Raw genomic sequence first — 14,527 nt, 5'->3', positions numbered from 1 at the left:
GACTCCTCAGATTGGTTGTTAGGCCCTATTCACCATCCTTGATTCCCAGCCTTCAGCCCGTCAGCAGCAAAGGCATTCGGGTATCGGCAGCTTACAGGTCAGCCGCACCCACACCGAATTTCACAGCGTCCGGCGCGAGGTCTTTCGGTCTGTGGCGTCGTCCAAATCCCGGTTTAACTGGAAAGCAGCGCTGATCAGGGCCAGGTGGGTAAAGGCTTGCGGATAGTTACCCACTTGCTCACCCCGGGGCCCAATCTGCTCCGAATACAACCCCAAAGGGCTGGCAAAGCCGAGCAGCTTCTCGAACAGCAGCCGGGCTTTGTCCACCTGACCGGCCCGGGAGAGGTTTTCGATGTACCAAAACGAGCACATCGTGAACGTGCCTTCTTCGCCGGTAAGGCCGTCGGTGGCGCCGTTGTCGAGGCGGTAGCGGTGCATGAGCGAGTCGAGCACCAGCTCCTTTTCCAGGGCTTGAAGCGTGGCCTGCATGCGCGGCTCGGCTGGGCTAAACATGCGCATCAGCGGCAGCAGCAGCGCGGCCGCGTCGAGCACGTCGCTGCCTTTGGACTGCACAAATGACTGCTTTTCCTCGTTCCAGTACTCGTGGTACACCTCGGCGTAGATTTCGTCGCGCACGCGCAGCCACTCCACCACCGGCGCCGGAAACGACCGGTCCCGCGCCATGCGAATGCCGCGGTCCAGCGCCACCCAGCACATGAGCTTGCCCGACAGGAATTCGCGGTCTTCGTCGCGCACTTCCCAAATGCCGTGGTCGGCCCGGCGCCAGTTCTGGGCCACGTACTCAATCAACCGGCACACCTGCTGCCAGAAGTCATAGGTGATGGCGCCGCCGTACTTGTTATAGAGGTACACGGTATCAAGCAGCTCACCGTAGATATCGAGCTGAAATTGCTGCGCGGCCGCGTTGCCAATGCGCACCGGCTGCGAGTGGCCATAGCCGGCCAGGTGCGGCAGTTCGGCCTCGGGCAGGTGGGCGTTGCCGTCGACGGCGTACATCAGTTGCAGGTCGCCGGCCTGCTCCAGCTCCTGGCAGCGCGCCATGATCCAGCCCAGAAAGGCCTTCGACTCCTGCATAAAGCCCAGACGCAGAAACGCGTACATGGTGAAGGCTGCGTCACGAATCCAGGTGTAACGGTAGTCCCAGTTGCGCGGCCCGCCCACACGCTCGGGCAGGCCAAAAGTGGCAGCGGCCACGGTAGACCCGAACTCCAACGAAGTCAGGAGCTTCAGGGTGATGGCCGAGCGCAGCACGATTTCGCGCCAGCGCCCGGTGTAGGTGCTACTTTCCACCCAGGTTTGCCAGAAGCTCAGCGTGTCGTGGAAGGCTGCATCGGTGTAATGCGCCAGGTCGCGGGCAATGAAGGATGGATCGTCGACGGGCATGGCCTCGATGACGAAGCTGGCCGTAGTGCCGGCCTTGAGGCGCCAGCAACCGGTGGCATCACCGGTGGCGGTACCGGCCAAAGGCAGGTCGCCGAGCAGGCGGAACTGAAAGCCATCCGGGCCGCAGCTGCGAAAGAGCAGGCTGCCATCGTCCCGAGTCAGGACTTCGTGCGCGGTGCGGGCGTAATCGAAGCGCGGCTGGCAGTCCAGGTGAAACTCCACTTCGCCTTTGATTACGCGCAGCATGCGCACCACGGCGCAGTTCTGCTCGTCGCGCTTGATGGGCATGAAGTCGGTGAGCTCGGCAATGCCATCGGTAGTGTAAAACCGGGTGAGCAGCACGCCGGACTCGGGCAGGTACAGTTGCTTGCTGCGCGTATCCGGGGCAGTCGGTGCCAGCATCCAGTGGCCGCCTTTTTCGGCATCGAGCAGGGCCGCAAACACGGTTGGGGAGTCAAAGCGAGTAAACGGCAGGTAGTCCAGCGAACCAGCTTTGGAGACCAGGGCCACCGTGTGCAGGTTGCCGATTAGGCCGTAGTCTTCCAGCGGGGTGTTTTGCTTCATGAGTTAATGCGGCATGATCGTGGGTGGCTTAACGGAAAACGCGCATCCGTTGCCGAGTTTGCCACTCAAGCCGCCCAATGGCTGCCTAGGATGATTTGTGTGGCGGGTTATCGAGTGAGAGCCGCCTGTACCTGAGGCGTTGCTAACAACACCAAGCTGAGCCGGAAGTTGGTGATGACGCTTGACAGAGCACTTTTGACCCGTCATGCCGGGCGAAGCTGAGACATGACGGTCTGCTTTGCCGTTCGATGACTATCAGCCACACTTAACCGACCCTACCCAAACGGGTCGTTCTGGCGCAGCCCGCGTATTGTTCATTTATCATTGCTCCGGATAAATGACCATTGCCCCCGATGCCCTGCCTCGCCACTTCTGACCGCTACACCATTGAGCTGCCGCACGGGCACCGCTTTCCCATTGCCAAATACGAGCTGGTGCGCGAGCAGCTGCTGTGGCAGGGCATCGCGCCGCTTGAGGACTTTTATGATCCGGGCCTGTGCCCCGAGGAAGACATTTTGCGGGTGCACACGGTTGAGTATTGGCACAAAGTGCGCGAGTTGCGCCTCTCCTCCGCCGAGGTGCGCCGCCTGGGGTTGCCGCAAAGCCAACAGCTGGTGCAGCGCTCCTTAAGCTCCTCGGCCGGCACGCTGCAATCGGCGCGGCGGGCCCTGCGCGACGGCGTGGCGCTGAACTGCGCTGGTGGCACCCACCACGCCTTTGCCGACCGCGGCGAGGGTTTCTGCGTGCTCAATGATATTGCCATCGGAGCCATGCACCTGCTGCAACACGGTCTGGTAAGCCAGGTGTTGGTGGTCGACTTAGATGTGCACCAGGGCGACGGTACAGCGGCCATTTTTCGGAACGAGCCGCGGGTGTTCACCTTCAGCATGCACGCCGGCGCCAACTTCCCGCTGCGCAAGGAGCAGTCCGACCTCGACCTTGAGCTGCCGCTGGGCATGACCGACGCGGCCTACCTGCAGCTGCTGCAAGACACGCTTCCGGCGCTGGTAGCGCAGGTTCAGCCCGATTTTATCTTTTATCAGGCCGGCGTGGATGTGCTGGCTACCGACAAGCTCGGCAAGCTGGCCCTCACCCCCACGGGCTGCCGCCAACGCGACGAATTTGTGCTGGGACTGTGCCACGCGCAAGGCCTGCCGGTGGCCGTGAGCATGGGCGGCGGCTATTCCGAGCGCATCGCCGATATCGTGGACGCCCACTGCAACACCTTCGCGGTAGCGTACGCCTTGTGGGGCGCCGCGTCCTGCCGACCTTTGCCCGACCCAACTCTCGCCGACCGCCCGCATGCCCATTCCGCCCTTTGAACAGTTCGACGCCAAGAACACCCCAGTTCCGCAACGCGGTGTGGGCCTGCACGGCCAGCCCGATGAGCCCGTGGGCACCCCGGCCCAGCAGGCCTTCCGGCAAGCCGTGCAGGACGTAGAGAACCTGCGGACTCAAGTGAAAGAGCTGGAAGAAGCGCAGCGCGAAGCCAAAAACAAATACTGGCGCCAAGTAGGCCCCTTGGCCGATGCAGTGGTAGCGCAACGGCGCAGCTTGTTTGAGCCCCTGGAACAAGCCCTGACCACCGGCTACTTCAACCGTGGCGAGGAGCAGCGCATCGAGGAACTATTGCTGCGCAATGCTCTATCGTTGCGCGACCGGTTTGGGGAAGATGTCGGTGAGTTGATCAGTCGCTACGCGCCTAAGCCGCGTTCCACAGAACCGAAAAGGGCATCAGAAACCGAACCGCATCAGTCGCACGCCGAGCACCATGCACATCAACACGGCAAGCGCAAAACCAAGGCCGAGCGGCAAGCCGAAGCTGATGCTCAGGCCCTGAGAGCCGACCAGCAGCGCCTGCAGGGCAATGCCAAAGCTGTGTACCGCCAGTTGGCCCGCGCCAATCACCCCGACCTGGAACGCGACCCAGACCTGGCCCGCCAGAAAACCGAGCGCATGAAGCGCATCACCGAAGCCTACGAAGCCGACGACCTTTACGCCCTGCTCCAGCTCCTGGCCGAGCACAACAACGGGGCGGCCGATGCTGAATCAGAGGAGGTGCTGCTGCGCTACGCCCGTGCGCTGCAGCAGCAGCAAGTGGAGCTGAAGCTGCGGCTGCAGCAGCTCAAGTACGGCGACCGAAACGCTTTTATGGGTACCGGCAAAAAGCAGGAAGCCGAGCTGCGCCAGCTCAAACGCAGCCTGCGCGGTGAGGCCGAATACCTGACGCTGGTGCAACAAGCCATCCGGGAGCCCGAGGACTTACGGCAACTGCTGCGCGAGCTGGATGCCGCCGGCCAGGAGGAAATCTAACCTGGCCTGAAACGCCTCAAGCGCGGACTCTGCAAGTCCGCGCTTCAGCCCAGTTACCGCAAGAAATCCACCACCTGCCGAATCACGCCTTTGTCGCGCATGATGCGGTTGTGACCCAGGCCGTGCGTCGGGCGAAAGTCCAGGCCGGGCCAGTTGCGGGCTACTTCCTGCGCCTCCGTAAAGGGCACCGAATCATCGTTGCAGTCATGCAGAAGCATGGCGCGTTCGGCGTGCACGTGCTGGCTGGCCTGCGTCAGGCTGAAGCTTTCGGCATCGCGGCCGTGCTGCTCGCGCACGAACCGGGCCATGCGGTCGAGCACCTTGGGCGAAAGCCGCAGCAAATCGGCGAAACGGCGGGCCACGGCGGGCGTACTGCCCGGCGCGCTCATCATTACGAGGCGCGGCAGGCCGTGGCCCTGGTTGAACTGCACCGGCAGCCCGGCGGTGGTAGCCGCCCCGAAGGAGTGACTGATAACGGCCCAGACTTCGCCTACATAATCGGCTACGGCTTGGGTAGCGCGCCCGAATTGCGGCAGCGTGGTGCTCCGGCCCGTGGTAGAGGCACCGTGCGCGGGCCCGTCGAAGGCCACCACGCGGTAGCCGGCCCGCACCAGCGCATCCACAAACACCCCCCAAAAAGCGGCGCGGTGTTCCCAGCCGTGCACCATCAGCACGGTACGTAGGCCCGCTGGGTTCCACTCATAAGCAGCCAAAGAGCCTTTCTCAAATGGCACTTCAAAAGCCCGGGCGGTGGCCAAAGCCGCGTCTTCCCACTTTTTGCGCGGCAGACGGCGCGGCGTGCAGAACATGCGCCAGGCTTCCCGAAAAGCCAGCTCCGTAGACAATGCCGCCAGCAGGCGAAACTTCAACCGCACCAGCCCGATGCCCGGCGGCTCAGCGTAACGAAACCCGGAGGAATCGGCGGTAGGTGGGTTCATGGCCGCGATGCTGTCGTACGCAGGCGAATACGTATTCACCATAACCGGGGTATGTTATAAGGTGACACATGAGGGCACGGACGCCGCGCCCTTTATTTCACAGGAGGAAAAAACCTGGGATTTAGGCCGGCTCCAGCAACTCCAGCCGCACCTGCTCCACGATGCGCTGAAACTGCTTTTCATCGTGCACACGGGCTACCTGCACAGCACCGGCCAGCGTGGTGAGCACCTGCGCGGCTTTGCTCACGGGGTGGCCGCGAAAGTGCAGCGTGCCTGCGGCGTGCCCGGCAGCCAGCACGCCCGCCAACCACTCGGTCAGCTCGGCATTCAGGACGCGCAGCTCCTGCTGCATTACATCCGGCAGCGTTTGAAACTCGGCAGCCAAAGCCCCAAAAAAGCAAACCTGCTGATGCTCGGCCACGCGGTGGCGGTACACATCAATCAGGGCATCAAACTGCTCCACTGGGTTGAGCTCCGTCACGCGGGGCAGGCCGCGCCACTTGCGCAGGCGCCCGAGTTGCCGCCGAATAATAGCCACTCCAAGGTCGTCCTTGCTGGGGTAGTGATAATGAATGGCCGCCGGTTTCACGTCCAGCTCTTTGGCAATGTGCTGGTAACTAAACGCATTGAACCCTCGTGCCAGCAAGAGCTGCTCCCCGAGGTCGAGGATGCGGGTACGGGTATCGAAAGCAGATGCAGTAGGGCGAGCCGTCATAGTGCCCAAACGTACTTACTTATTAATAAGTAAGCAAACGAAGTATCAATTAATCTTACTCCTACCCATTTGAAGGGACGGAGTCTGGGGTTATGTAATTCCTGCCTGATCTTTTGAAAAGCAGGTTATCAAGGATAGGTCCAGAGAAGGATTTTGGGTCTATTACGCACTACGCTTAGCTTACGCCCTTGCAGACCTCAACCTTATCCAATGTCCTTCACCTTCCACGGCGAGTCAGTCATCTTTCTTATCATGGGCGCCTTCTTTGTGGGCGCCGGGATGTATGGTCGCGCCACTCAATTGGCCCGTAAAAAACGCGGCGTAAAGACCGTCGCTACACTTGTTGCGCTGATTCCCTCGCGCCAGCTATTCACCCCGAAAGTCCGCTTTACAACGCTCGACAACCACGTAATCGAGGCCAAAACGGAATCGGCTGCCGATGCCGGGCAGTACGAAGTAGGCCAGGAGATAGAGGTAATCTACGACCCACTCTACCCTGAGAACGTGGACCTAGCCAAGGCAACTGCCGGCGGCGCCACGACCCTTGTCGTCATCGGCCTAGTATTCGCCAGCGTGGGCGCGCTGCAGACTATGGGGTATCTGCCCATCTTCGAGCACTATGATTAGCCCGGCGTGTGCGCTTAAGGTTCCTCACACTGCTCAATCTTTCCTTTTCACGACCCAGACTTCCTAAAACGAACCCAGCCGGACGCTGCGCCCAATAGGAGCAGCACCCGGCTGGGTTCGTTTTATGCGGAAAGGCCAGCAACGACTGCTACACCTATCGTTGGCCTTCTACTGAGGCTCAGGCTTGTTGCATCGACTCAACCCAAGGCGACAACACTATTCAGCGAAATGGTACAGAAACGTCACGATGCCTGTGTAGGCTGGCTTCTTGCTGTTTTTAACTTCGAGAATCACCTCGATGCGGGCCTTGGCAATACCGCGCAGGTTCTTCACCGACAGCAGCTTAGCTATTAGCCGCACCTCGCTATCTACCGCCACCGGCTGATTGAAGCGCAAGCTCTCGATTTCGTAGTTCACTTGCATCTTCAGGTTTTCGATGCTCACGATCTGCGTCCAGAGATACGGCAGCAGGGCCAACGTGAGGTAGCCGTGGGCAATGGTGCCGCCAAAAGGCGACTCGCGCTGGGCCCGCTCCGCATCTACGTGAATCCACTGGTGGTCCAGCGTAGCCGCCGCAAAGCTGTTGACTTGAGCCTGGGTAATCTGGTGGTAGGCAGAAGCGCCCAATTCCTGCCCCTCGTACTGCTCGAGTTCGGCCAGGTTGCGAATGATCAATTGACTCATTGAGTAAGGTTCAGTATGACGGCTCGGCGGACTTTACGCCCACTGAGTTGCTTGTTGAAGCCGAAATATAGGCCGGCAGCGCGGCTCTACAGCCGCGCCTGCAGCTCCTCTAGCTGCCGCTCCAGCTTGGCCACCCGATCTTCGAGGACCGCCGGCGGGCGCAGATGGGTACTGAACACCGCCTTTATCTCCCAGATTTCCAGCGCCTGCGCCAGCTCGAAGTCCTGCACAGGGTAGTCAGGATTATCGGCTCGTAGTTTGAGCACTGGCGCATCGGGCAGGCGCTCAGCGAGGCGGCGCACCAGCAGGCGGTTTTGGGTCACGAATGCATACATCTCCCCCACGCGCATGACGGGTGCGGCGCGGTCGATGGGGCAGCAGAGTACCACGTCCTGGTGGCGCAGGGTGGGCTGCATATCAGCGCCGGTTAGCTCAAAAGCACGGGTAGTGGGCCCAAGGCGGTGCGGAAACGTGAGCGTTTGCAGTTCGTCCACGAAAGCCGGGTCGTGGTGATGCACGATGTATTCCAGCATACGCTCGGCAGGTACCAGGGGCGTGATGTGCTGCTGCTTGTCGGCCTCGGCCTTTACATCGGGCGGCGGAGCAGCCTTCAGTTCCTGCTGAAAAATATCGAAACGATAGAGGTCGTTGACGGTAAGTTCTCTTGTTAGTAGCAAGTCAACTGATAAGCCAAAATACTGAGCAATCTGAATCAGCGTCTCCATTTTTGGCTCCGAACGACCCTCTTCATACGCTCCTACGCTCGGCCGGGCCAAGCCAAATAATTCAGCGAAAGCAGCTTGGCTCAGCTTCTTAACCGCTCTTATCTTTCGAATGTTCTTCCCGATATAGGACATGAAGCAAGAAAAAATTTATCGCTCAAACTTTGAGCATACCTAAAACTTCCATTACTATTGCATCGTAAATGTAGCACGAATACTGCAAGCGACGCTTACCACCGCTACTTTTCTGAGCACCGCCTTACAGGGCTCCTAGCTTACCTCAACCTTACATCTCACCTCCTTCTATTCCTGCCGATGGCCAACCGCTACTTCGCTACCATTCAGAGCTACCTGCAGGCCTTGGGCTTCGAGCTCCGCCACTCCGACGAGCAAGACGGCGTGCTGGTGGTCGACAACCCGGAGCTGGGCATCCGCAACCTGGTGCTGGGCTGCGCCGATCCGCTCCTTATTATGGAGCAGTACCTGCTGGAGCTGCCGGCCCCATCCGAAACGGTGTATCGGCGCTTGCTACAGAAAAACCGCGACATCATCCACGGCGCTTTTGTGCTGGATGAGACAGGACGGAAGGTCATCTTCCGCGACACGCTGCAGATTGAGACACTGGACCAGTCGGAGCTGGAAGCGGTGCTGAACTCGCTGAGCCTGCTGCTGACGGAGTTTTCGGACGATTTGATTGAGATGAGCAGAGGCTGAGTTCTGCAGGACGGCTTCCCTTCCCTTTAAACAGTACCACAACCCATCAAAACCATGAACATCTTTTCCCGCCTCTTCAAAATCGGCCAGGCCGAGTCGCATTCGGCCATCGACCAGCTCGAAGACCCGATCAAAATGACCGAGCAAGGCCTACGCGACCTGCGCCAGGACCTCGACAAAAGCTTGCACGCACTGGCCGAAGTGAAAGCCATGGGCATCCGCAGCCGCAACGATGCTGAGAGCTTCCGCAGCAAGGCCCTCGACTACGAAAACAAGGCCGTACTGCTGCTGCAGCGCGCCCACAAGGGCGACCTGGCCACCACCGAAGCCGACCGCCTCGCCAGCGAAGCCCTTCTGAAGAAAACCGAGAACGAAGTGCAGGCGACGCGTGCCGCCGAAGACCAGCGCAAGTTTGAGGCCTCGGCTCAGCAGTTGGACCAGAACGTGCAGACGCTGAAACAAACCATCAGCAAGTGGGAAAACGAGCTCAAAACGCTGAAGGCCCGCGTGACGGTGAGCACCGCCACCAAGACCATCAACAAGCAGCTGGCGCAGCTTGACTCCTCGGGTACGGTGGCCTTGCTGGAGCGCATGAAGGAGAAGATTGCAGTGGAGGAAGCCTTGGCCGAGTCGTACGGCGAAATCGCGCAGGATAGCAAGACCATCGATGCCGAAATCGATAAGGCACTGGGCCAGACTGCCGGCAGCCAGGCCACGGCTGACTTGCAGGCCCTGAAGCAGAAACTTGGCCTGACGGAGCAGCCGCAAGCCTAACCGACCCCGACTCGGACGCCATGAACCGCCACGAGAAAAACCTGCTCTGCATTGCCGGGGTCTTGTTTCTGATCAGCCTCAGCGCCCGCACCGCACATTGGGGAGTTGCCTCGCTAGCGCCCACCCTCGTGCTATTCGGCTTTACTTTTCTGATGGCTTCCGTAGCGCGTTACCATAAGCGCACCAGAGCCTAACCGGCCCCCTTTCCCTGGCTCCTACCATGAATGCCACCGAAAAGTACTTCCACTTCGCCTCCATGGCGATGCTCTTTACGGGCGTCATCCTGCACGTGCTGCACTTCATTGATAGCAGTACATCCAGGCTGATGCTTACCGGAGCCTTAGTCCTGTATGGCATTGGCACTCAGCGTTACCAGCGGCGGCTAATCGCCCGCAACAAGGAGCTCGAAGACGAGCTGCAACGCCTTCGGCCTTCCGCTTAGTGGCTCACCCTTCTTCCCAGCCCCGTCCATGAACACCACCGAAAAGATTTTCCACTACGCCTCCATGGCACTGCTTTACACCGCAGTTGTGCTGCACGTGCTGCACCGCATCGAGGCCGGCCTGGCTATCTTACTACTGACATCGGGCATGGGGCTGTACGGCATTGCCAACCACCGGCACAAACGCCGGCTGATTGCCCGGAATGCAGGGCTGGAAACCGAGCTGCGGCGCCTACAGGCCCCTATATAGCGCGGGGTATAACCGAAATTTAGCTTACCCGACACCTCATTCGGGTTTACGGCACGCGGCAATTCGCTTACCTTTAAGCTGCCCTAGTTATGCTTATGACCGAACTATTACGCGCCGCTGTTTCTCCACCTAATCTAATTGCCACCGGGCTGCTCGTTTTCGTGCTCCTGTATTGGCTGACGGTCATCGTGGGCATCTTGGATTTCAAGACCTTAGACTTCGAAATCAGCCACGACGCCGATGTACACCACGATGCGCACCACGCGCACATGGGCGTAGACTGGCTCAACAACGCGCTGGCCTTTTTCAACCTGGGCCGCGTGCCGTTGATGGTGTTTCTGGGCTTTGTGGCCCTGCCGCTGTGGGTGGGCAGCATCTTGCTGAACTACTACACGCACAACGCTTCCTTCGCACTTGGGCTGCTGTTCTTGGCGCCGCTGCTGCTGGGTAGCCTGCTCGTCTCGAAAGTGCTGACCACGCCTTTCGTGAAGCTCTTCGCGACGCTGGAAAAGGACGCCTCGGCCGGCGCCAAGCCCATTGGCAAGGTGTGCACGGTGCTGCTGCCGACCTCGGCGGAGCAGCTGGGCCAGGCCAGCGTGCGGGCCGAAGGCTCCGTGCTGACGCTGAACGTGCGCTCGGCCTCGGGCGCCGCCCTGCGCAAGGGCGATACGGCCCTGGTTATCGACTACGACGCAGAACGCCGCTGCTACCTTATTGAGCCCTACGACGCCCACTAAATCGTGATGAACGACGCGCCAAAGCCTTCTCGCTGGGCGGACTAGCTGGAGCCGCTGACTGAATGCGGTGGCTTACTACTGAAAGCCCTGAAGGGCGCCGCCCACGCGGCGGAAATGTTATTCGAGTTTTTTACCTGACCTCGCTACCCATATGAAACGCATTTTTCCAGCTAAGATCAGCTGGTGGCTGTTTGGACCGATCCTGTTATTTATGTCCGGCACGGTCGTCTACGGCCTCTTCGATAACCAATGGGCGGGGGCATTGCTTACCCTGGGCGCAATTGGCTTTATCCTGTACGTGGTGCTGGGCACCCGCTACACGCTCACCGATGCCGAGCTGCGCATCCAGTCGGGCCCTTTCCGCTGGCGCGTGCCGGTGCAGGGCATCCGCCGCGTGGTGCCTTCGCGCAACCCGCTCAGCTCGCCAGCGCCTTCCCTCGACCGTCTGAATATCAGCTACAACAAGTACGACTGGGTGCTGATTTCGCCGCGCGACCAAGCGGCCTTTCTGAATGCCTTGAAGCAGCTCAATCCCCACATTCAACTTTCCTGACATGACGGACCAATTGAATGCCCTGACGCAGCAGGCCAGTGATGTCGTCTTCGGACTGCTGGTAACCCCGCTGGTGGATCAGTTTTTTGCCACCTTCTTTCACGCCATGGGCAGCCTTTTGGGCACCATCATCAAGGCGCTGCTTTCCTGATTTTAAGACCTCTGCTCCTTCCTCTGACAAAACTCTACCTCCTACTTACATGATTGAACAACTATCTATGGCCGTGCTCGTTATAGCCGGCCTCTTCCTACTCGGCATCATCGCCATCGTGGTGAAGATGTACCAGAAGGCCGTGCAGGGCGAGGCCCTGGTGCGCACCGGCCTCGGCGACTCCCGGGTGTCCTTTTCGGGCATCTTCGTGGTACCCGTGCTCCATAAGCTGGAGGTGATGGACATCACGCTTAAAACCATCGTCATCGGCCGCCACGGCAAGGAAGGCCTCGTCTGCAAAGACAACCTGCGCGCCGACGTGAAGGTGAACTTCTTTGTGCGCGTCAACAAGACCACCGAGGACGTAATTCAGGTGGCCCAGAGCATCGGCTGCCGCCGTGCTTCGGACCCCGGCGCGTTGGAAAACCTCTTCGACGCCAAATTCTCGGAGGCCTTGAAGACCGTAGGCAAGCAGTTTGATTTCATTGAGCTGTACAACTCGCGGGAGCAGTTCAAGCAGGAGATTCTGCGCACCATCGGCACGGACCTGAACGGCTACGTACTCGACGACTGCGCCATCGATTACCTGGAGCAGACGCCGCTGACGGCGCTCAACCACGACAACATTCTGGATGCCGAGGGCATTAAGAAGATTATCGCGCTGACGTCGGAGCAGAAGATTCAGGCCAACCACATTGAGCGCGAAACGCAGAAGACCATCAAGAAGCAGGACGTGGAGGCCCAGGAAACCATCCTGCAACTGGAAAAGCAGCTGACCGAAAATCAGGAAAAGCAGCGCCGCGAAATTGCCAGCATCCGGGCCCGCGAGTCGGCGGAAATTGCCAAGGTACAGCAAGAGGAAACGCTCAAATCGGAGCGCGCCCGCCTGACCACGGAGGAAGAAGTGCGCGTGGCCGAGCAAAACCGCGACCGGCAGATTCTGGTGGCCGAGCGCAACAAGCAGCGCACCGACGCCGTGGAAACGGAGCGCGTGGCCCAGGCCAAGGAACTGGAAGCCAACGAGCGGGAGCGTATCGTAGCTCTGGCTCAGATCGAGAAGGAAAAGGCGCTGGAAGAGGAGCGCAAGAACATTCAGGCCATCATCCGCGAGCGAATTGCGGTGGAGAAGGCCACGGTGCAGGAGGAAGAAAAAATCAAGGACACCCGCGCCCAAGCTGAAGCCGAACGCCTAAAGCTGGTGGCTGTGACCAAGGCCAAGCAGGAAACCGACGCCCTAGCCATCAGCTTTGTAGGCACGGCCGACATGGAAAAGCAAGCTGCTGAGCTACGCGCCAAGCAGGCGTTGATTGATGCCGAAGCCGAAAAAGCTTCTGCCGAGTTTAAGGCTCAGGCCATCCGTACCCTGGCCGAAGCCGAAGCCTCGAAAGCTTCCGCTGTGGGCTTAGCCGAAGCCCAAGTGATGCAGGCCAAAGCCGTAGCGCGCCAGAAAGAAGGCGAAACCGAAGCCACCGTGCTGCAGCTTACCGCAGCCGCCGAAGCACAGGCTATTCAGGCCAAAGGCTTGGCCCAGGCCGAAGCCGACGAGAAGCTGGGTATCGTAGCTGCCAAGGTGACCCGCGAGAAATCCATGGTCGAAGTGGAAGTCATCGACGCCATGGCCGACGCCCAGCAGAAGAAGGGCCTGGCCGAAGTGCGCGTGAACGAGGAGAAGTTCGCAGCCGAAGCCAAGGGCATCGAAGCCAAAGCCGACGCCATGAAAAAGCTCGACGGCGTGGGCAAAGAGCACGAGGAGTTTAAGCTGCGTCTGGCCAAGGACCAAGCCGTGGAACTGGCCGAAATCAGCATCCAGAAGGATATTGCGGCCGCGCAGTCGGGCGTTATTGCCGAGGCGCTGAAAGCTGCCAAAATCGACATCGTGGGTGGCGAGACCATGTTCTTCGATCAGATCATTGGCTCCATCACCAAGGGCAAGAGCATCGACCGCGCCGTGGGCAACTCCCAGGTGCTGACCACCGTGAAGGATACTTTCTTCCCGCTGGATGCCGCCGGTGGCGCTGACTTCAAGACTAACCTGGGCAAGTTTGTGAGCCAGTTCGGGCTGAGCTCGGATGACGTCAAAAACTTGAGCATCTCGGCTTTGCTGCTGCAGATGATGAACAAGGCTAATGACGATGCCACGCGCAGCACGATTACGCAGCTGGCGGGCACGGCCAAGATGCTAGGTATTTCCGACAAAGCGCTGAGCTCGTTGAATTAGCGGGACCTCATCCCCTAGCCCCCTCTCCCTGCGGAGAGGGGGAACTAGCCTTCTAGAAAGCTAAAGCTAGGACTAGCTCCCCTCCTCAGATGAGGAGGGGTTGGGGGTGGTTGACTTTCCATAGAACAGGATCTAGAACTAAGACTTAATTCTAGCTCATCAACCACCCCCAGCCCCTCCTCATCTGAGGAGGGGAGCTAGTCCTAGTTTTAGTTTTATACAGACTTATAACTATGGCTGATACTGAGCACGTCCACAACCTAGGCCATAAGAAGGACGCGCGGCGCCAGCTACGCACCCATGCTACCCAAGCGGAAGCACTCTTGTGGCGGGCGCTGCAACGAAGTCAGCTCGCCGGGCGCAAGTTTCGCCGGCAGCACAGCATCGGGCCTTACATCGTGGACTTTTACTGCCCTAGCGAGAACTTGGTGATTGAGTTGGATGGGGCGAGTCATTTTATGGTTAGCGGCGAAGCGAATGACGTGGTGCGAACCAATTACCTGAATGGTTTAGGCCTGCGCGTGCTGCGGTTCGAGAACAAGTTTATAGTGCTTCAAATCGAAAGTGTATTAGCTGCTATTCAGGCGGCATTTACGACGGTTGATGCCGACGTGCAACGATAGGTCAACCACCCCTAGCCCCTCCTCATCTGAGGAGGGGAACTAGTCTTAATTCTAGCCTTTCCCTTAGGCTTCGCTCTAGCTTTTAGTACTGCCCGCGT

At 59.5% G+C, this 14,527-nt stretch carries 18 protein-coding genes and 1 pseudogene; 13 read left to right on the top strand and 6 right to left on the bottom strand.

What is annotated here, in order from left to right; translation table 11 throughout:
* Nucleotides 1-120: 120 nt before the first annotated feature.
* A complete protein-coding gene (locus AC5FXY_RS13025) occupies nt 121-1,968 on the bottom strand; it encodes a glycoside hydrolase family 15 protein (RefSeq protein ID WP_493557121.1) in 1,848 nt (615 codons plus the stop codon).
* Between the two features lie 353 nt (nt 1,969-2,321).
* Between AC5FXY_RS13025 and AC5FXY_RS13020 the strand changes: the two genes are divergently transcribed.
* Both AC5FXY_RS13020 and AC5FXY_RS13015 read left to right on the top strand, forming a co-directional pair.
* A complete protein-coding gene (locus AC5FXY_RS13020) occupies nt 2,322-3,290 on the top strand; it encodes a histone deacetylase family protein (RefSeq protein WP_493557120.1) in 969 nt (322 codons plus the stop codon).
* Complete coding sequence (locus AC5FXY_RS13015) at nt 3,271-4,281, top strand: J domain-containing protein (protein ID WP_493557119.1); 1,011 nt, start codon at nt 3,271-3,273, stop codon at nt 4,279-4,281. Before AC5FXY_RS13020 ends, AC5FXY_RS13015 begins: the two co-directional genes overlap by 20 nt.
* A 53-nt stretch (nt 4,282-4,334) precedes the next feature.
* On the opposite strand, the gene AC5FXY_RS13010 is transcribed toward AC5FXY_RS13015, so the two are convergent.
* Together AC5FXY_RS13010 and AC5FXY_RS13005 are read right to left on the bottom strand one after the other, a co-directional pair.
* Nucleotides 4,335-5,261, bottom strand: a complete 927-nt coding sequence (locus AC5FXY_RS13010; protein ID WP_493557118.1) for an alpha/beta fold hydrolase — start codon at nt 5,259-5,261, stop codon at nt 4,335-4,337.
* 79 nt (nt 5,262-5,340) lie between these two features.
* On the bottom strand, nt 5,341-5,934 hold the full coding sequence (locus AC5FXY_RS13005) for a TetR/AcrR family transcriptional regulator (RefSeq protein ID WP_493557117.1): 594 nt from the start codon (nt 5,932-5,934) through the stop codon (nt 5,341-5,343).
* A 210-nt stretch (nt 5,935-6,144) separates the two neighbouring features.
* Here AC5FXY_RS13005 and AC5FXY_RS13000 point away from each other — a divergent pair, with 210 nt between their 5' ends.
* Nucleotides 6,145-6,561, top strand: a complete 417-nt coding sequence (locus AC5FXY_RS13000) for a DUF3592 domain-containing protein (RefSeq protein WP_493557116.1) — start codon at nt 6,145-6,147, stop codon at nt 6,559-6,561.
* A gap of 47 nt (nt 6,562-6,608) precedes the next feature.
* Here the strand turns inward: AC5FXY_RS13000 and AC5FXY_RS12995 are convergent.
* From AC5FXY_RS12995 to AC5FXY_RS12985, 3 genes and pseudogenes are all read right to left on the bottom strand, one after another.
* Nucleotides 6,609-6,680: pseudogene (locus tag AC5FXY_RS12995) on the bottom strand (PEP-CTERM sorting domain-containing protein); the annotation flags it as partial.
* 97 nt (nt 6,681-6,777) lie between these two features.
* Nucleotides 6,778-7,245 (bottom strand): MaoC family dehydratase, encoded by a 468-nt coding sequence (locus AC5FXY_RS12990; protein ID WP_493557115.1) that lies wholly within the window; start codon nt 7,243-7,245, stop codon nt 6,778-6,780.
* Nucleotides 7,246-7,331: 86 nt separating this feature from the next.
* The gene (locus AC5FXY_RS12985; protein WP_493557114.1) at nt 7,332-8,102 is read right to left on the bottom strand and encodes an XRE family transcriptional regulator; all 771 of its coding nucleotides are present in this window, start codon (nt 8,100-8,102) and stop codon (nt 7,332-7,334) included.
* Nucleotides 8,103-8,282: 180 nt separating this feature from the next.
* On the opposite strand from AC5FXY_RS12985, the gene AC5FXY_RS12980 reads away from it, so the two are divergent.
* The 10 genes from AC5FXY_RS12980 to AC5FXY_RS12935 all read left to right on the top strand — a co-directional run bounded on the left by AC5FXY_RS12980 (nt 8,283) and on the right by AC5FXY_RS12935 (nt 14,429).
* Nucleotides 8,283-8,681: a YbjN domain-containing protein gene (locus tag AC5FXY_RS12980; protein ID WP_493557113.1), complete on the top strand. Its 399-nt coding sequence runs from the start codon at nt 8,283-8,285 to the stop codon at nt 8,679-8,681.
* 54 nt (nt 8,682-8,735) lie between these two features.
* Nucleotides 8,736-9,455 carry a PspA/IM30 family protein gene (locus tag AC5FXY_RS12975; protein ID WP_493557112.1) on the top strand — a complete coding sequence of 240 codons (720 nt, stop codon included), beginning with the start codon at nt 8,736-8,738 and terminating at the stop codon, nt 9,453-9,455.
* Between the two features lie 20 nt (nt 9,456-9,475).
* Entirely contained in the window at nt 9,476-9,649 is a 174-nt protein-coding gene (locus AC5FXY_RS12970; protein WP_493557111.1) for a hypothetical protein, read from the top strand.
* Nucleotides 9,650-9,675: 26 nt separating this feature from the next.
* Entirely contained in the window at nt 9,676-9,897 is a 222-nt protein-coding gene (locus AC5FXY_RS12965) for a hypothetical protein (protein WP_493557110.1), read from the top strand.
* A 28-nt stretch (nt 9,898-9,925) separates the two neighbouring features.
* Entirely contained in the window at nt 9,926-10,147 is a 222-nt protein-coding gene (locus AC5FXY_RS12960) for a hypothetical protein (protein WP_493557109.1), read from the top strand.
* A gap of 95 nt (nt 10,148-10,242) precedes the next feature.
* Nucleotides 10,243-10,884 carry a hypothetical protein gene (locus tag AC5FXY_RS12955; protein WP_493557108.1) on the top strand — a complete coding sequence of 214 codons (642 nt, stop codon included), beginning with the start codon at nt 10,243-10,245 and terminating at the stop codon, nt 10,882-10,884.
* A gap of 151 nt (nt 10,885-11,035) precedes the next feature.
* A complete protein-coding gene (locus AC5FXY_RS12950; protein WP_493557107.1) occupies nt 11,036-11,437 on the top strand; it encodes a PH domain-containing protein in 402 nt (133 codons plus the stop codon).
* A 1-nt stretch (nt 11,438) separates the two neighbouring features.
* Nucleotides 11,439-11,588 (top strand): hypothetical protein, encoded by a 150-nt coding sequence (locus AC5FXY_RS12945; protein ID WP_493557106.1) that lies wholly within the window; start codon nt 11,439-11,441, stop codon nt 11,586-11,588.
* A gap of 49 nt (nt 11,589-11,637) precedes the next feature.
* Nucleotides 11,638-13,806 carry a flotillin family protein gene (locus tag AC5FXY_RS12940; RefSeq protein ID WP_493557105.1) on the top strand — a complete coding sequence of 723 codons (2,169 nt, stop codon included), beginning with the start codon at nt 11,638-11,640 and terminating at the stop codon, nt 13,804-13,806.
* A 233-nt stretch (nt 13,807-14,039) separates the two neighbouring features.
* Nucleotides 14,040-14,429, top strand: a complete 390-nt coding sequence (locus AC5FXY_RS12935) for an endonuclease domain-containing protein (RefSeq protein WP_493557104.1) — start codon at nt 14,040-14,042, stop codon at nt 14,427-14,429.
* The last annotated feature ends 98 nt before the right edge of the window (nt 14,430-14,527 follow it).

This window comes from Hymenobacter sp. FMD4, assembly GCF_058932745.1.
Note: the sequence above shows the minus strand (reverse complement) of the source record. Positions and strands in the feature narration are given on the sequence as shown.